At 40.5% G+C, this 17415-nt stretch carries 15 protein-coding genes; 4 read left to right on the top strand and 11 right to left on the bottom strand.

Features of this window, described 5'->3' with window-relative positions; all coding sequences use genetic code 11:
* Positions 1-160: 160 nt before the first annotated feature.
* The 10 genes from L1D51_RS15215 to fucP form a co-directional block, all read right to left on the bottom strand.
* Complete coding sequence (locus L1D51_RS15215) at positions 161-1468, bottom strand: tetratricopeptide repeat protein (protein ID WP_062565604.1); 1308 nt, start codon at positions 1466-1468, stop codon at positions 161-163.
* Between the two features lie 17 nt (positions 1469-1485).
* A complete protein-coding gene (locus tag L1D51_RS15210; protein ID WP_054552071.1) occupies positions 1486-2091 on the bottom strand; it encodes an energy transducer TonB in 606 nt (201 codons plus the stop codon).
* Between the two features lie 12 nt (positions 2092-2103).
* Positions 2104-2517 carry an ExbD/TolR family protein gene (locus L1D51_RS15205; RefSeq protein WP_036971869.1) on the bottom strand — a complete coding sequence of 138 codons (414 nt, stop codon included), beginning with the start codon at positions 2515-2517 and terminating at the stop codon, positions 2104-2106.
* Between the two features lie 45 nt (positions 2518-2562).
* Positions 2563-3090, bottom strand: a complete 528-nt coding sequence (locus tag L1D51_RS15200) for a MotA/TolQ/ExbB proton channel family protein (protein ID WP_054552070.1) — start codon at positions 3088-3090, stop codon at positions 2563-2565.
* Between the two features lie 3 nt (positions 3091-3093).
* Positions 3094-4461: a MotA/TolQ/ExbB proton channel family protein gene (locus L1D51_RS15195; RefSeq protein ID WP_055021633.1), complete on the bottom strand. Its 1368-nt coding sequence runs from the start codon at positions 4459-4461 to the stop codon at positions 3094-3096.
* A 10-nt stretch (positions 4462-4471) separates the two neighbouring features.
* Positions 4472-5224, bottom strand: coding sequence for a DUF3450 domain-containing protein (locus L1D51_RS15190; protein ID WP_054552068.1), 753 nt, complete (start codon positions 5222-5224; stop codon positions 4472-4474).
* A gap of 176 nt (positions 5225-5400) precedes the next feature.
* Positions 5401-6006: a DsbA family protein gene (locus L1D51_RS15185; RefSeq protein ID WP_239964042.1), complete on the bottom strand. Its 606-nt coding sequence runs from the start codon at positions 6004-6006 to the stop codon at positions 5401-5403.
* Complete coding sequence (locus tag L1D51_RS15180) at positions 6007-7086, bottom strand: diguanylate cyclase (protein WP_235575516.1); 1080 nt, start codon at positions 7084-7086, stop codon at positions 6007-6009. It abuts the gene before it with no gap.
* Between the two features lie 19 nt (positions 7087-7105).
* On the bottom strand, positions 7106-8995 hold the full coding sequence (locus L1D51_RS15175) for a methyl-accepting chemotaxis protein (RefSeq protein WP_054563799.1): 1890 nt from the start codon (positions 8993-8995) through the stop codon (positions 7106-7108).
* Positions 8996-9341: 346 nt separating this feature from the next.
* Positions 9342-10613, bottom strand: a complete 1272-nt coding sequence (gene fucP, locus L1D51_RS15170) for an L-fucose:H+ symporter permease (RefSeq protein WP_062565610.1) — start codon at positions 10611-10613, stop codon at positions 9342-9344.
* Positions 10614-10750: 137 nt separating this feature from the next.
* Between fucP and L1D51_RS15165 the strand changes: the two genes are divergently transcribed.
* The 4 genes from L1D51_RS15165 to L1D51_RS15150 all read left to right on the top strand — a co-directional run bounded on the left by L1D51_RS15165 (position 10751) and on the right by L1D51_RS15150 (position 15677).
* Positions 10751-11968 carry an AGE family epimerase/isomerase gene (locus L1D51_RS15165; protein WP_239964041.1) on the top strand — a complete coding sequence of 406 codons (1218 nt, stop codon included), beginning with the start codon at positions 10751-10753 and terminating at the stop codon, positions 11966-11968.
* Entirely contained in the window at positions 11968-12921 is a 954-nt protein-coding gene (locus L1D51_RS15160) for a carbohydrate kinase family protein (protein WP_239964040.1), read from the top strand. Before L1D51_RS15165 ends, L1D51_RS15160 begins: the two co-directional genes overlap by 1 nt.
* 100 nt (positions 12922-13021) lie before the next feature.
* A complete protein-coding gene (locus L1D51_RS15155) occupies positions 13022-14758 on the top strand; it encodes a hypothetical protein (RefSeq protein ID WP_239964039.1) in 1737 nt (578 codons plus the stop codon).
* Between the two features lie 241 nt (positions 14759-14999).
* The gene (locus tag L1D51_RS15150; RefSeq protein WP_239964038.1) at positions 15000-15677 is read left to right on the top strand and encodes an exonuclease domain-containing protein; all 678 of its coding nucleotides are present in this window, start codon (positions 15000-15002) and stop codon (positions 15675-15677) included.
* Here the strand turns inward: L1D51_RS15150 and L1D51_RS15145 are convergent.
* The coding region (locus L1D51_RS15145) for a hypothetical protein (RefSeq protein ID WP_239964037.1) at positions 15678-17415 on the bottom strand (1738 nt) is incomplete at its 5' end.

Below are 17415 nucleotides of genomic sequence, written 5' to 3'. Positions count from 1 at the left end.
ACAAACTAGTTACACTTTAATAAACATAAAATGACAATATTAATTATATAAAAAAGAGTAAGTTAGTTAATTTTAGGAACGGAAAAAAGCCGCCCGAAGGCAGCTTTGGTGTTGCGATTATAAATTAGTTCTTTTGTACGCTTACCTGTTGAATACCATTTTAGAGTAAAGCGGTACGTAATGTTTCGGCGTGCACTTTTTCACGCTTCACATACTTGATCCATTGCTCAGCTAAACGCTGCGACTTTTTGTGTTTTTCCGCTTGTTCAAACGCTAAAATCGAGGCATCAAAGTTTTGTAAATTGTATTGCGCCATACCAAGGGCTACATACACATTTGATTCAAACTCTAAGCCGCCTTTATCTAGTGCTTTACGTGCTGCATCCGCTGCTTCTTCGTATTTTTCAAGATTAATGCTTACCTCTGCAATACGTTGTTCGTACTGACCATGCGTTACTAAATCAGCGGCTTTTGCAAAGTAAGCAAGTGACTTTTCAGCTTCTTTTGCTTGTACCATCGCTTCTGCAACAAAGGCATAGTTTTTCGCTGATTTTTCAGCGACACCGTCTTGCATAGCTTTACTCATAACATTTGCCGCTTTAAAAGCCAGGCCGTTGTATAAATACACTTGTGATAATTGACGTAAATCTGATTTAGATTTCATGAAACCTTGTTGATATGCCGCTTCTAAAATAGCTAATTGCTTTTTCTCTGCGCCCGTTTCACCGTACATTCCGCCTAACTGAACCCAATACTCTGGCTTGTTGTAAAGCTTAACTAAACGTTCAAGTACCTCGACCACTTTGTCAGACTGATTAAGTGAGTAGTACATTGCACGCTGTAAGATTAACCAGTTTTCTTTTGGCATTTCACCTTTGCTGTCGGCTTCTGCGATAGCTAGGTTAATGTTTTCAATGCCTTTTTGGTAATCTTTAAGCTGATAATAAGCTTGAGATTTCAATACATAATAAGCATCTGTTTTAGGCTTGTCGTTAATCACATCCCACTGTGCTAAATATTTGATTACCTTTTCGTAATCGCTATTAGCCATTGCAAGTTGCGCTAAGCTAAAGGTGGTGCTTACACGTAATGTTTCTGGAATCGCATCTTCGTTTACTACTTTTTCAAACGATGCAATTGCTTTATCAAGGTCGTTTTCGTTGTAGTAAATAAAACCGTAGAAATTATGCATCATGGCAATTTCATACGAGTTCATGCTCGAAGAGCGCTCTTGAATACTATCAAGAGCTTCTAACCCTGCTTTTGCATCTCCATCATCAGCCAGCTTTTGTGCTCGTGCTAATTGGCTATACACTTTTTCGCGCAGTGCAGGTACTCGTTTAGTTTTTTGTTCTTGTGCGTAAGCCGTTGCCAGTGTGACACCTGGTAACATGCTAACAACGCTTGGGACTACAAGGCTGCTTGTGAAAGCAGCCGCGCAAATCACGGCAACTTTTAAAGGTTTCATAATCGCATTCCTCTTTTCTAACCGTTAATTTGGAAAGAAATTTTGTTCTGTACGCCCGCTACTTCAACAGCTTCACCGTTAACAACGCGCGGTTTATATTTAAATTTAAGTGCTGCATCCATCGCAGCGCGGTCAAACAAAGACTCTGGTTCAGCTTTAATAACTTTCGGGTCACGTACTGTGCCTTGCTTGGTTACTGTAAACTCAACAATCACATAGCCTTCGATCCCACGCGATAAAGCTCGGCGCGGATAAACAGGCGCTACTTTTACAATCGGTAAGTATTCACCGTCGCTTGATTCAAGGGCTAAGCCGCCAGCTAAGTTAACGTCGGCTTCAACACTGGCACCAAAGTCAAAGTTGGCATTGCTCGCGTTAGGATCACTGTTTTGCATTTGCGGTGATTCCATTGGCGGAGGTGGCTCTTTTGGCGTTGGTGGCTTTTGCGGTTTACGTTCTTTCTTTTGCACTGTCTCTTCTTTTTTCAGACGAACAAAATCAAGTACGTTTCCTTTTACGGGCTCAGACATGGCCCCTTCACCACCAGTGATCAGTGCCTGCATGCCTAAAAACAGCATGACAGTCACGATACCAGCGATGATTAATGCAACTATATAACGCATCGCTCACATTCCTTATGATGCTTCTTGCGCAGCAATCGACACATCAAATGCGCCTGCAGCACGTGATGCATCCATTACTTTAATAAGTACATCGGTTGTGGCTTTCTTATCAGCTTGAATAACCACACTACCTTGTGGATTTTCAGCTTTTAAGCGCTCGATATTTGCTTGTACTGCACGAACATCTACTTGGCGTTTGTTGATCCAAATTTCACCTTTGTCAGAAATAGCAACTAAGATGTTGGCACGTTCTTTTTTCACTGCCGTTGCCGCTTCAGGACGGTTTACATCAATACCGGCTTCTTTTACGAATGATGCTGTTACGATAAAGAAGATAAGCATGATGAAAACAACGTCTAGCATTGGCGTCATGTTGATTTCTTCAGCGTCGTCTTCTTGAAATAAGTTACCTAGTGGCGCTCTCATTGTTAGTCTCCTAGTGGGTGATGCTCACATCACCCTAAAATTCGTTTAGTGGTCTAAGACCATGTTGTCTTCAAGTAATTGCACTTCGCGTTTTGCACGACGTTGTAAGAACGTTGATGCGAAAACCCCTGAAAGTGCACCCACCATGCCGGCCATTGTTGGGATAGTGGCTTTAGACACCCCTGATGCCATCGAACGTGCACTGCCTGTGCCTGTGATTGCCATTACATCAAATACTTCGATCATGCCGGTTACGGTACCTAACAGACCTAAAAGTGGACATAACGCAACCATTACGTTGATTAGCGCAAGGTTATTATTTAGTTGCATGCCAGCGCGTGAAATCATCGCTTGGCGAATTTGCTCTGCGTTCCAGCTGTTACGCTCTGCTCTATTGCTCCAAGTACTTTTTACGTCTTTCTTGTAGCGTTTAAAGCCACCAAAGAAATACATAAAACGCTCAAGTATCAATAACCACATCGCGAAGATGAGGACACCGATGACCAAGAGAACTTGGCCACCTGTGTCGAGGAAATCACGTAGAGCATTGATTGCATCAATCAATAGCACCATGATTTATGCTCCTTTCTCGCTTCGCTCTGCGATGATACCTGCGCTTTGCTCTTGTAAAATCAACAGCATATTTTTAGATCGCGTGTTAAGAAGTGTGTATAAGAATACTGTTGGGATAGCCACAACCAGACCAAGTACCGTTGTTACAAGTGCCTGAGAAATACCACCCGCCATTAGTTTAGGGTCACCTGTACCGAACAAGGTAATTGCTTGGAAGGTGTTAATCATACCGGTTACCGTACCTAGTAGACCAAGTAGTGGTGCTACCACAGAGATAATCTTAATTAGCGTCAGGTTACGAGTAATTTTTGGCATTTCACGAATGATTGCTTCGCTTAATTTAAGCTCAAGCGTGTCGTACGCTACATCTGGGTACTGATCTTTCACTTTCATTACGCGACCAAGTGGATTGTCATCACGTGCCACTGTGTCTTTAAGCTGACGACGGATTTTGCTACCCATAATCATCAGAGATACAAAACGCTCAAGTGCAATTAGTAAAGCGATTAAACCAACACCTAAGATGATGTAACCAACCGTACCACCTTGGTGAACTTGCTCTTCAGTATCTGGTGCTTGTACTAAAAGGCCTAAGATTGAACCACCTGTAGGGTCAAGTGCGAACGGTACAACACCTGAATTTGCTTGCTGTAAATCAGCTGCAGTTGCTGTGTAACGGCTGCTAGGCTGACGCGTAAGCTGGCTGATTGTATTTGTAGCCGGTGTGTACTCAAGGTATTTACCGTCTGCGATTAAGTTAAATGCACCAACACGCATCACTTCTTTTTGTGCTTTGCTGCCACCTTCAACGATTACATCTGTTGTAAAGCGAGATACTTTACCTTGCTCAGTCATTTCGCGTTGTAATTCAAACCAAACTTTTTCGATATCATCGATAGAAGCAAGCTTTGACGTTGAACCCATTTTTTGTGCTAGCTCATCCATGAAGTTACTACGACCAGGAAGCTCTGCAGAAACAACTGACGTCATGAATTTGTTGCTTGAATCGCCCGCAACTTGTTGTAACACACCGAATAGTTCTTTAAGTGAACCCATGCGGTTAGAAAGTGTGCCTGTTAAGTTAGCTAGCTTTACTTCGTTTTCTTCAAACTGAGTTTCTAAACGCTCTGATTCGTTAAGCATTGCAGTACGTTTTGCTTGTGTATCTTTAAGCATTTGTACTTGTTCGTTTTGACGTGCCATGAACTCTTGTTCACGTTGTTTATTTTCGGCGCTTTGCTGTGCTTTACCTTGCTCTAATGTTTTTAGTAATGAGTCTAAATCCATTGGCTCAGCCGCTAGGCTGCTACCAGCAAAACCAAGGCCAGCTGCAAACACGGCCATTTTTGTCATTTTCGTTAATAATTTCATCTCAAACCTCTTATTCAGCAGCGTGGACTGGCAGTGTTAACATATCTGGGGCAAGTTGCTTACGTGCAATGCGTAAACCTTTATTGATTTGGCTGATTGCAGAATCTGGTAATTCAACAAACGATTTTGTTTCTTTATCCCAGCTGCCTGCTTTTTTGCCATCGCGTGTTAAATAAATAAGTTCTAAACGACCGATGCGTAAGAAATCTACTTCGCGCTCTTGGCCATCTACATTCAGTAATGATGTATACGCTTCGATAGTGCGACCGTAATCAACTTCTACTTGGTAAGCTTCAAGTAAGCGGCGGAATTTTTCACTTGAAGTGATGTCTGCGCGATCCATCATTTCTTTTAATGATGCAATACGCTTGCTACGTTCTTCAGTTAAGAAAGGCACGTCTAGTGCAACGAATTGCTCAAGACCTGTGATCATACGCATCATTAACGGCGTAATTTGACGCTCGATAACCGATACCTGATCCATTGACTCGTTTAACGCGTCCATTTCTGCAATTTGGTTATTTAATTGCTTAGTAAGTTGCGCGTTATAAACAGTTAAGCCGTCAATTTCTTTATTAAGGGCTTTGAATTGTTGTAAACGACCTTGCATTGAATCTGCAATCTTGTCGATTTTAGTTTGTGATTGCGCTGCAGATTTGTTTATCTCGCTGCTTTTATCAATTACTTTATCTAGATCGTTTGCATGTACTGCTGCAGATGCCGCTACAATACCTGCTAAAATCAGTGGTTTAACGCCTTTCATCGCATACACCTTTACTCGTTAAGTTAGCTTAATTTGCTAGTTGGGTTGTTTTATTGTGCGAAAGGATAACGATGAAAAATGACAAGCATGTTGCGCAAAAAATACAAAAATATGACAGCTGTAACAATTAGTTTATATTGCGCAAAGATAAGGCAAAAGTTGGAGGGTTTCGGGAACTAAATATGAGATGTTATTTGCTGATAAGTGCTTTGCCAGTCTTGATAATTAACCGGGATAGCAGTGTATAGCCCTTTATTTTCAAGGACTAAAGATGGAAATCCTTGAATAGGTAAGCTTCTGGCTTGGTTTATTTCGGCCATGAGTAATGAATTTATTTTTTCACTTTCTATTTCGTGAATAAATGCGTTTTTTTCTAACCCTATTTGCTCAGCAAGGCTTGCAAGAGTGCTGATGTCAGATGGATTTTGTGCATTTAAGTAGTAGGCTTTTTGAATGGCGTAAAGCATTTCACATTCTTTATTGTGCTGCCTTGCAACAAGCACAGCACGGCATGCAGGGTAAGTAGAGCGACGTGGTTGCGCGGTATGCCAAAACTCATGATTAAATGGAGTGCCAAGCTGCTGTTCTATACGTTGCCATGTTTGCTGTAAAAACTGCTGCATATCTATTGGCATTAGCTCATCTGAATCAGGCGCAAGGCCACCCACTTTATATTCAATAGCCAGTTTATCGCCAAGGGCAGCTTTTAGTTTTAACCAGGTTTCTCTGTAGCCCCAGCACCAACTACACATTGGGTCGTATACATAAATTAGCTTGGCCATTTAGCTTATCTCAGTTAAATCAGAAACCACTACATTACGCCCTTTCGCTTTGGCTTTATAGAGGTTGTCGTCGGCTTGTTTAATCGCTTTACTAAATTGGCTACCACGTTCTAGGCTGGCAATGCCAATACTACAGGTAATGGTTACAGACTGCCCAACATCATAAGGGATCTGTTTTTCGGCGACATAACTACGCAGTTTTTCAGCCACCGCATGGGCAATGTTAAGCCCGGCTTTTGGCAGCAAAATAATAAACTCTTCGCCGCCATAACGGGCTTTTATATCTGTGCCACGTAATTTATCGTGCAGCATAGAGGTAAAGGCTATTAATGCCTGATCGCCAAAGTCATGACCATAAGTATCGTTAAGTGATTTAAAGTTATCTAAATCAATTAATAATACCGACATAGGTAAATAATTAGCCGCTTCAGCTTCAAGGCGCGGCTGAATATGCTCATAAATGTAACGACGATTGGCAAGGCCTGTTAGTGGGTCTGTTAAAGCATCGCGTTTTTCTATTAAGGTAATATCAGCAATTTTTTGATGGCTTTTTTGCCTAAAGTATTCACTGATCCCAGAAAACAAAATTACCATAGTGAAAGAGGCTAAAAACCGTGAGGTTTCAACTTGCCCGTAATGCGCTTGCCCAAAGTTGGGGCTAAACAGCAGTGCAACTGCACTAGCGTACATAATACCAACCAACACACTGCCCACTTTTAACCCTAAAGTGACATAAGCCACAATAGGGTAAAACATGAGCCAATATAAAGCGGTGTTTTCTTTGCCGCCGGTGTACACCAAGGCCACACAGAGAAGCAAAATAATCGATAAAATAATGCAGCTTACAGAGACTAAAGCACCAGTGCGAAAGTAATAGAGCATGCACAGCACAATAGTTATATCGCTCACCACTAACATAATAGTGAGCGGTAAGGCGTAAATTTGATAGTTAGATAACACTAACGAAGTGATTAATACGATGGCAAAAAAAGCCATGGCAAATAACGTGAAGGCACGACGCTGTTTATCCGCCGTGTCGACACTGTTTAAAGTAATGGCATTAAGCCAATTTTGATCCAAAATTGCAGTCTCTTAACAACTAAACTTTAAATTTAAGTACCAATTGCTCAAGCTCATAGAACTGGGCTTTCAATTTAGTGCACTCATTCAATGTATTATTAAGATTGCTTTGACCTTGATTTGAAAGCTCACTAATTGAGTGTATATCACTGTCTAGGCTTTGAATCACTTGGTTTTGCTCAGTCGTGGCATTAGCAACACTGTGGTTCACCTCATCGATTGACTCAATGGCACGGGTTACCTCAGCCATTTTATCGCCTGCTACATGAGCTTGCTCAACACTCTTTTCACTGTCGCGAATACTGGCCGTCATAACTTCAACGGCAGTCGCAGAACCTTGTTGTAACTGAGAAATGGTGTCTTCGATTTCTTGTGTTGATTGTTGTGTACGGTGCGCAAGTTGGCGTACTTCGTCAGCTACAACCGCAAAACCACGACCTGCTTCACCGGCACGGGCCGCCTCTATCGCCGCATTAAGAGCGAGCAAGTTAGTTTGTTCACTCACACCTTTGATCACTTCAAGCACTTGGCCAATGCTTACAGTGTGTGCATCTAAACTATTAATGGTTTTTTGCGCCTGCTCCATATTACGAGATAAAGCATTAATCGCGGATAAGTTGTCAGCTAATGCAGATTGGCTTTGTAACGATTGGCTGTTAGCACTGGTTGCTAACGTTGACGCATTACTTGCACTATTTGAGATTTCTACCGCACTCGATGTCAGTTCATTGATTGCCGTTGCCACGTTATCAGTACGTTTTGTTTGGTCAGCATACATGTCGAGCGTGCCTTGAGTTTGGTTAACTAAACTCTCAACTAAGCGTTCAAGCTCAACGGTGGTATTTTTAACTTGCTCGATTGATGTATGAATTTTCTCGATGAACGCATTAAAGTAATGGCTTAACTCGCCAAACTCGTCATTGTTTTCAACCTCAAGACGGCGAGTTAAATCCCCCTCACCTTGCGCAATATCTTTAATTGCATCGTTTAAGCGCTGCATTGGACGCATTAAATAGCGAAGTAAAAACTGCATCATTAATACAATCGCCACTATACCCATTAGCATGTAAATAGCCGCCATATTTCTAAATGAGGCAACTGATGAGTAAGCAATTTCTTCGTTGATCACCACACCTAAATACCAATCAACGTTTTGAATTCCTTTGATTTTGGTAAACGATACCAATTTGTCTAAGCCACCTACCTGTACTTCAACAAACTCAGATTGTAACGACAAGCTTTTACCGAATAAGTCGCTCATGTTTTTGTCGTTAAATTTAGTTTCTGGGTGGCTTAAAATGCGGCCTTCACTATCTAGTAAAAAACCATAACCAAAGCCTAAAAAGTCAATTTCGTTGACGATTTTAGTAATGGTTTTCATGTCGATGTCGGCACCTGCAACCCCACTAAACACACCGTTGGCTTGCATAGGCGCTACAGCTGAAATAGTCAGTTCATTGGTGGTTACGTCAATATAAGGAGCAGTAAAGGCAGTGTTTGTTTTGTTTTCAACAAGCTTGTACCACGGGCGTGTTGTTGCATCGTAGTCTGGCGGTAAGACAACAGATTGGTCATTCAATACAAAGGTGCCATCCGTGATGCCAATGTAGGTATTCTTAAAACTCCCCGCTTTGTCGGCTGTGTTCAGCTGCGTAAGTGTAAGCTCTTTGCTATCACCAAGTTGATAGGTATCAGCAACTGACGAAACAATCGCTAATTTAGCATTTAACCAGTTAGCTATGTTTTGCGACACTGACTGAGAAATCTCTTGAAGAACGAGCGAAAGCTGCTCCTGCGTTTGGCTGCGCATAGAGATGAAGTTATTAATGGTGAATAAACCGAGCACTATCACTAAAACCAGTGATGCAGCCACAGTTACCTTGGTGGTAAATTTAAGAGTGCTTTGCATGACAAACCTGTTTGTTATTTTTTTCGTTGTTAGCCTCATTATATTTAACAAATTTAAAGCTCTTTGTCTTATAAAATTAAGCTAAAACTAGAAAAACGTTCCTTTTATTAAAGTACGCTTTCTTTGAAATTCAATTACTTTGTTAACGGCAGCCAATTCCACTTCTTAAGTCACATTAATAAAAAAGCAGCAAAAACCAATTGGAACGTTCCTATTAATTATTACTTAAACCGTCCCTGAATACGTATTCATTAAATCATTTTGTCATCTAGTTTTTTCGGTATAGCAAAAAAATGGCACAAAAAAACCCCGCAACTCAGTGCGGGGTTTTTATTAATTGTTATTTTTAGCCGATGCGTTTTTTCCAGCTATCAGCTAAACGTACAACATTTAAGCCATACCAAGCGATAAATGCATAACAAATCACTGGTACGAAGAAGCTTTGTTGGATGTTTACTGTATCAGCGACTACACCTTGTACTAATGGTACTAAGGCACCACCAACGATTGCTAAACATAACCAACCCGAACCTTTACTAGTTAGTGAGCCTAAACCTTCAATAGCAACAGAGAAAATAGTCGGGAACATAATTGAGTTGAATAAACCAATTGCAAGTACTGAGTAAAGCGCGACATCACCTTCAGTGAATATAGTCACTAACAGCAATACAATAACCATCATGGCATTAAAGAATAACGCTTTTGAAGGCGCAATCTTTTGAAGTGCTGCAGAGCCAATGAAACGACCCACCATTGCACCGCCCCAGTAATAAGCAATTAGGCTTGCAGCCGCATGCTCTTCAAGGCCAGCGATGTGTTCTTCGCCAAAATAGTTAACTAAGAAGCTACCAATTGAAACCTCTGCACCTACGTAACAGAAGATACCTATAACACCCATCATTAAATGAGGCGCTTCAGCTAGGCTGTGGCCTTTCGCTTTACAGTCTTGCTCTTCTGTATGCTCTGCAATCACAGGTAATTTAAAGAAAGCAAATACTACAGCAATGGTCAGTAGTGCTGCTGCAAGCATAAGGTAAGGCACTTTTACAGATTCTGCAGTTGCTGCGTTTGCAGCTAATGTGCCTGCTGTACCAAAGAATAAAATACCACCCACATATGGACCAACAGTGGTACCTAGTGAGTTAAGTGCTTGAGCTAAATTTAAACGTGATGACGCCGTTTTTTCAGGACCTAACGCCACAACATACGGGTTAGCAGATACCTGTAATACGGTAATACCAGCGGCTAGTACAAATAACGCACCTAAGAATAACCAGTACTCATGTACTACAACCGCTGGGTAAAATAACATACAGCCAATTGATGCCACGACTAAGCCAGTTAGTACGCCATTTTTGTAGCCCATTTTTTTAACCAACATACCCGCAGGTAGCGAAACAATAAAGTAAGCACCAAAGAAACAAAACTGAACCAGCATTGCCTCTGTGTAGGTTAAATCGAATACCCCTTTTAAGCGCGGGATCAACACGTCATTTAAAACTGTAATGAAACCCCATAAAAAGAACAAGGTTGTCATTGCTGTCAGTGGTAGCAGGTAGTTTTTATTTTGCTGCGAACCATCGGCGACAAACGATTGGTTTGTATTTATTTCACTCACGTGGTTTTCACTCCGTTAACAAGTTACCTTTGATTCTACACATTGAAGTAAAAATAGCACAAAGATTTACTAGGAACGTTCCAATATTTTTATTTCCTGCTATAGTTGCAAGATGAACACAGATTTATTAATAACGCATGGCCACAGTTGACTTTAAAAGCCCTGATTTTCTTAAGCAGCATATCCAAGATACTCTTGCTTTTTATCACCCCCATTGTGTTGATCATTCAGCCCATGGCTTAGCGGGCTTTTATCAGTTCTTTAAAAATAATGGCGCGGTTTACGATAAACACACTCGCCATTTAGTGTCGAGCACCCGCTTTGTGTTTAATTACGCTATGGCGTATATCGAGTTTAAAGATCCAGAATATTTAAGCCTCACTAAACATGGTTTAGCCCACCTTGAACATGCGCATAAACAAGCATCTGGTGGTTATGCTTGGCTTATTGAGCAAGGTAATAACGGCAAAGTCACTGTGTTAGACGACACCAACCATTGTTATGGGCTCGCTTTTGTAATGCTTGCAAACGCGGTTGCTTTAAAAGCAGGGGTGAATGACTGCAAAAATACCATTTCGCAGGTATGGGATTTATTAGAGCAGCACTACTTTGAATCACAGCATAATGCCTATTTAGATGAGCAAAATGCCGATTTTAGCTGTGCAGATCACTATCGCGGTCAAAATGCCAATATGCATTTATGCGAAGCCTTACTTATGTGTTTTGAAGCAACTAACGAGACCCGTTATTTAAAACGTGCTACAGAGCTTGCCGAAACCTTTACAGTAAAACTGGCAGCCCACAGCCAGCAGTTGGTGTGGGAGCACTACTCTAAAAATTGGCAAATCGATTTAGATTACAACAAAGATGACCCGCAGCATTTATTTAGACCTTGGGGATTTCAACCAGGTCATCAAACTGAGTGGGCAAAACTATTACTTATTTTAAACCGCCATATTGATGAACCTTGGCTGGTAAAGCGCGCTAAAAGCCTGTTTGATGAAACCTTAAGCATCGCGTGGGATCAGCAACATGGGGGCATTTTCTATGGCTTTGCACCAGATAAACAAATTTGTGATAGCGATAAATACTTTTGGGTGCAGGCCGAATCATTAGCCGCAGCTGCCCTACTCGCTGATGCCACAAATGACGAAAGCTATTGGCAGTGGTACGAAAAAATTTGGCAGTACAGTTGGCAACATATGGTAGATCACCAATATGGTGCGTGGTATCGCATTTTATCAGCACAAAACCAACCATACAGTGACGAAAAATCGCCAGCAGGTAAAACCGACTACCATACTATGGGTGCCTGCTACGAAGTATTAAGAACCTTAACCTTGAGGAATGCATAATGAGTTTAGTGTGTTTTGGCGAAGCATTAATCGACTTTTTATCTGATGGTAAACAACCAGAGTCATTTACCAAATATGCAGGTGGCGCACCTGCCAATGTGGCTGTTGCAGCAGCAAAACTAGGCCTAAACACCAGCTTTTGCGGCATGTTAGGCGATGATATGTTTGGTCACTTTATTAAACAAGAGCTTGACCAGCATGCGGTAAACACCCAGTACTGTACATTCACCGATGCGGCTAAAACAGCATTGGCGTTTGTATCACTTGATGACAGTGGCGAACGCTCGTTTAGCTTTTATCGCCCACCAGCCGCTGATTTACTGTATCGAGTGGACGACTTTGACCATGCAATGTTTGCAAATCACGCCATCATGCATGTATGCAGCAACAGTTTGACTGAGCACAACATCTATCAAACCACAATTTATGGTTTAACTCAGGCGAAAAAAGCCGGTGCAATTTGTAGTTTTGATATGAATTTGCGCGAAAACCTATGGCCAAGTATGCGCCATACTCTAGATAGAATGTGGCATGTTATTTCTCTGGCAGATATCGTAAAACTGTCATTTGAAGAGCTTGAGTTTTTAAATCAAAAAAGCCATCAAGAAATGCCTCTTGAGCATACTATTGATGCCATTTTAAAGGCGGGTGTAACCTGTTTGCTAGTTACTAATGGCGGCGAAGCAATCAGCTTTTACCACGCAGACTTTAAAGGCCAAGTTAGCCCACCAGCTACAAAAGTGGTTGATACCACAGCCGCAGGCGATGCGTTCATTGGCGGCATGCTGTCAAAGATTGGTCAGCACTGTGAAAACAAACAAAGCTTTAAAGCGTTTTGTCAAACTCCAGATAATATCGAACAAACCATTGCTTACGCAGCGAAGGCCGGCGCTTTTGCTGTAAGCCGTTATGGTGCATTTGCATCATTACCTAGCGCCGAAGATCTTTTATAACAGCTCATAATTGCTTACAAATCTATTAAGCACTCTAGTGGAGAGTGCTTAAATTTCATGGTATGTTTTTTAACTAATTAAAGAAAAAGGAATTCATCCTATGAATAATAAGCTTCTTGCTGGGGGCGCGATTGCCATTGTTGCAGGTGCGTTGTTGTACTCACAAAATAAAGCCAGTGTTGATGTAGATTTACCAGAGCTAGCCTACGTACCTGCCGATACGGCAGTTTTTTATGGTCAACTTAAACCCTTTCCGTATAGCAAGTATTTTGCGCTTATGCCAGATGCAATGAAAGGTACTAGCGATTTAACGCCCATCATTGCTGAGCTTAAAACTGTTGATGATAAGAATGCCCTATTCCTTGCATCACTGATGGAAAAATACCAACAATCACTGAGCTCTTACGATGCCTTCAAATCGATTTGGGGCTTTGGTGATGACTACAAAGGCATGATGTACGCACAAGGTTTAATGCCGATTGTGCGCTTTCAGGTCGCTGATCAAAGCAGCATTATCAATAGCATTAAACAATCTGCTGATGAAGCCGGTATTGCGTATACAACTGAAAGCCTTGAAGGCGTAAGCTACACACGCTTTGCCATTGAGCTTGAAGGCTTAGATAACTTCAACCTAATTGCATCAACTCACAACAATTGGGCTACCTTAACGCTGACCACTGCGCTTTCTAATGAACAAGATTTACGTATTGCCCTTGGCGTAGAAAAACCGGCTCAATCACTGGCTGAGACTAAAAAACTGCCTGAGCTTATTAAAACTTTCTCACTTGATGGCAACTCGGTTGGCTTTGTTGATCATCAACGTATCGCCAATGCTGTAACAGGCAAAGAAGACTCTCGCTTACACCAGATGCTCAAAGAGCTACTTGATAAAGCCCAGCAAGCAAATGCGTTAGCAATGATTTCAACTCCTGAGTGCCAAGATGATATTGCTGCCATTGCCGCTAAATGGCCTGCGACTGTATCAGGCACAACAAAAACACGTATTACAGCCGACTACGCCGACTTTGACGTAAAAGCAGTACTGCAAAGCACAGATCAAGACTTACTTAATACGCTACAAGCCGTACGTGGCTTTGTACCAAAACATACCACTGGGCTTGATGGGCAAATGATGAGTGTTGCTTATGGTATTGATGTAGCAAAAGTCCTGCCGCTAGCCAACACATTAACGGGTGCAATTAAATCAGCTGAGTTTAACTGTGGCCCAATTGTCGCACTACAAAATGAAATGCAAGAAGTGAGCACCGCTGGCCTTGCTATGATGTCGGGCTTTGCAAACGGCGTACAAGGCATGAGTGTCAGCGTTCAAGACGCTGCATTGACCATTGATGACTACAACGGCCCACAAATAGACAAGCTTGATGCCATCGTTACCCTATCGGCGACTGATGCCCATGGTTTGTATTCAATTGCGCAAGGTTTTGTACCGCCGCTTGCTAACATAAAACTACCAGCCAATGGTGATGCAGTGTTGATCAATGAATACATTCCATCGCCTGTGCCACTTAACTTTGATATAAAAATGGCCCTTAAAGGCAATCATATTGTGATTTTTACGGGTGATAAGTCAGCGCAGATTGCCGAAACCTTAGAGTCGCAAAGTGTTACTAAAAATGGCTTTGTGAACATGGCATTCGACGTACAAAAAATCTTATTACCTTTGCTTGATACGATTGCTGCAACGGGTCAATTAAGTGATGAAGAAATGGCTGAGCTTGATTCGCTACGCGACCAACCTGTCGGTGTTTATTTTGCCACAGACATTACCGACAACGGCATTGGCCTTGAAAGTAACGTACAAATTACTAAAAAGTAGCTTTTGAATTTGAACCTGAAAAGAGCGCTATTTAGCCGGGCTACTGAATGAACTTGGAGGCCACTGTTTCTTAACAGTGGCTTTTTTGCAACCACACTATAAATAAAACAATCACTTATAGAGATAAAACTTACAAAATCAACTTAAGTACCAGTAAGAACACTACAATTAGCGTTTAAGTTTCAGATATATATTATAAAAAACAGTCAAATTACCTATAATTCCTCTTAAATAGGGAATTATGACGAAATATGTCTTCTTAGACACAGAAACTACAGGCTTAGATCCGCATAAAAGTGGTCATAGGATCATTGACCTAGCCGGCATAGAATATAGAGATGGTAAGCAAACAGGTCATGTGTTTAATATGAAGATTAATCCTGAAGGTAAAAAATCTACAAAAGGCGCTTTTAAAGTTCACAAAATCTCTGGTGAAGAATTAATAGGAAAACCGACTTTTAAAAAGGTAGCAGAAGACTTCATAAAGGATGCTCACCTCGCTATTTACAATGCTTCATTCGATATCCAGTTCATAAATAGTGAGCTAAATCGAATTAACTACCCGTCTTCAATTAATGACATTTGGTCTGAAATTACTTGTGAGATGGAGTTGACCAAACTCAAATTCAATTCTGAAAAAAATATTAGTCAAGACAATCCATGTAAAAGATACGGTATTGATATAAGTAATCGTAAAGCTCATGGTGGTCTTATAGACGCTAGTTTATGTGCAGAGCTATTTTTCAAGCTAACAGATGAACGCAGCTTAGAAAAATACAAGGATAAGCGCAAGTTAATGCCAAAACCGACTAGTCCAGCAATGAGGTTGAATCTTGTAAAACAAGTATTTAAAGCGCAAGATATATTGAGCTTTAGCCGCAACAAGGAGTTAATTAATACTGTTTTTAAATCTGATTAGCTACTTCGAAAGCTGTTCAATTATTGAATGTAAATTATCTGTCAATTTTTGAGAATCTACTTGAGACATTGAATATTCAATTTGTGAATAAGAATAGAGATTACGATCATAATCGTTTGATTGCTTATTTAGATGTGTCAACAATCTAGCTTTAGTTGCATTATTCAGAGCGCTATTGCCTTCAAAAAGTTTTAGTATGTTCTTTGATGTCACTTCAGGTTCAATGTTTTCAAGCAGATCCAATATTAGATACCCTGAAATTGCTCGTTCTAATGTTTGCCAGCCCTTGCCTTTGAAGCTTGCTTTCTTCCCCCAAGATAACAGTAGTGGCTTTAATTCCGTAACGGTGTCATGCATACCGAATTTATAGGCTTCACAAACAATACTAAAAATAACGTCAGTCATTTGATAAGACTCTGCACATCTAACTGCGTCTTCTTCATTGGGAACCCAACTAAATATGTGAGTGAGCCAATTGATTGATTTAAGTAACTCGTCTTTATCATGATCACTTGTATGACGAGATTGTGAGACAAACAATAAGCATTTAACAACGTGTTCTAGCCAGTGAATTAGGTCACAAGTGAATGAAGATTTGTTCTGTAAACTTTCAATAAATAAGTCTTTAATATCAATATATGATTCAGAGGCCCACTGACTAATTCTAGATATTGTCTCTTTTACTTTTTCATCAGGATCATTATCTTGATCGGATATGTGATTACATAAATTAGTTAGTAATTGTAGAAAACTGGTTTGAGATGTACCAGCGAAGTAGTCTCCTAAACATTGACTCTTATAATTTGAAAAAGGGACCTCAGGTGACTTGATATAAAATTTTGCTACTTGAGCAATGTCCTCAGTTAACACCTTTGAGGATATCTTAATATCATAATCTCCTGATGTAATAACTTTAAACATCAACTTCGATATCTGTTCAATACCCACCTGTGTAATGCATCGAAATTTTTCATTTATTGCTCCGATAGAAGCGTAAGTCGATATTTTATTACTAATAGTCCTTATATTTTCAATATCACCTTTAACCAGTTCAACTTGTGCTATGTTGCCTAGTAGCCTGATCGACTCCAATGTAACATCAACTAGCTTATTAGGTATACATTGCTCATCAATCGCACTTGTAATGTAGCCTGTAGCTAAATGAGAATGCCATTTGGAGGCTCTTTCATCAGAATAGTCAATATGATAGTAAGCTAAAGCTAAGCTATGTAATAACCTTATGTTTTGCATAACAAACTGCTCATCATTAGTTGTGGTGCCAATGTTGATATTTTGTCGCACTTCTTCAAGTGTGTAGTTGATTATGGGATCTGAAGATAAAGGATTATCTATAAATGGATTTACAGTAAAGAAAGTATTTCCTTTGGTTGAAATGTAATCAATGTTGATATTTAGTATTGTAGAAAGCGCTTGTTCACACACTTCAAGGTCACCTTTAGCTTTAAATGCCCTTGCTAAAAGGATGCTGTGTTTAATACCATCAATAGTTGGCCTTGACCAATTGGGAAAAATGCTCAGGTATTGTATTTTTTGATAGTTATGATTTGATGGAGGTTCAGTAACTTCAATCAATGTTTTACTTCGGTTAAATGCTTTGTCCCACATCCTGTGATTCTTAACAACTCCCGATAAAATCGATCCTAGATGAAACACAGGGTTTACTATAAGGAGGGTTCTTTTATAAGCGAGTATAAACATTATTAATATTGTGCTAACA

Origin of the sequence: Pseudoalteromonas shioyasakiensis (genome assembly GCF_022398475.1) — a bacterium.
In the GTDB taxonomy this organism is placed as follows: domain Bacteria; phylum Pseudomonadota; class Gammaproteobacteria; order Enterobacterales; family Alteromonadaceae; genus Pseudoalteromonas.
Note: the sequence above shows the minus strand (reverse complement) of the source record. Positions and strands in the feature narration are given on the sequence as shown.